Source organism: Saccharothrix hoggarensis (genome assembly GCF_042678885.1).
GTDB classification, from domain to species: Bacteria; Actinomycetota; Actinomycetes; order Mycobacteriales; family Pseudonocardiaceae; genus Actinosynnema; species Actinosynnema hoggarensis.
The window spans coordinates 1-603 of sequence record NZ_JBHTLK010000533.1 but is presented as its reverse complement, the minus strand read 5'-3'; the positions used below and the strand labels follow the sequence as shown (position 1 = coordinate 603).

Genomic DNA, 603 nt, shown 5'->3' with positions numbered 1-603 from the left:
CCGGCCCGGCGTCCGTGCACTTTGTGGCCGCCGCCGTCGGGGATGTTGCCCAGCTTCTTGATGTCGACGTGGACCAGGTCGCCCGGCGCGGCGTGTTCGTAGCGCCGCACCGGTACGGCGGTGGCGCGGTCCAGGTGCGCCAGGCGGGCCAGGCCGAAACGGCGCAGCACCCGGTGCACCGTGGAGGGGTTCAGCCCGAGCAGGTAGGCGATGCGGGCCGGACCCCACCGCCGCGCCAGGCGGACCTTGACGATCCTGCGTTCGCGGCGGGTGGGCAGACGGCGGGGGCTGCGGTGGGGCCGGCTGGAGCGGTCGACCATGCCCGCCTCGCCCCACCGTCGGTAGCGGTCGGCCCAGCGGGCGGCGGTGGTCGGCGAGACCTGGAACCGCTCGGCCGCGCGTCGCAGCGGCCAGCGCTCGTCCACGACACACCGGGCCAGGCGCAGCCGGCCCGCCGGAGTCAGCGGTGCGTTAGCGTGGGTCACGAGGGCCTCCGTCGGCTCGGTGTAGACGTCGCAATCCACACCGAACCCGGAGGCCCTCCCTCATTCCAACATCATCCGACTACGTGTCGAACCGCCCACAACCTCCCAGGGCAGTACA

Annotated in this window: 1 protein-coding gene; it reads right to left on the bottom strand. The window is 73.5% G+C overall.

All coding sequences use genetic code 11. The annotated features are described in order from the left end of the window. On the bottom strand, positions 1-485 hold a 485-nt coding region (locus tag ACFQ3T_RS36965), incomplete at its 3' end, for a helix-turn-helix domain-containing protein (RefSeq protein ID WP_380730865.1). Positions 486-603: the final 118 nt, after the last annotated feature.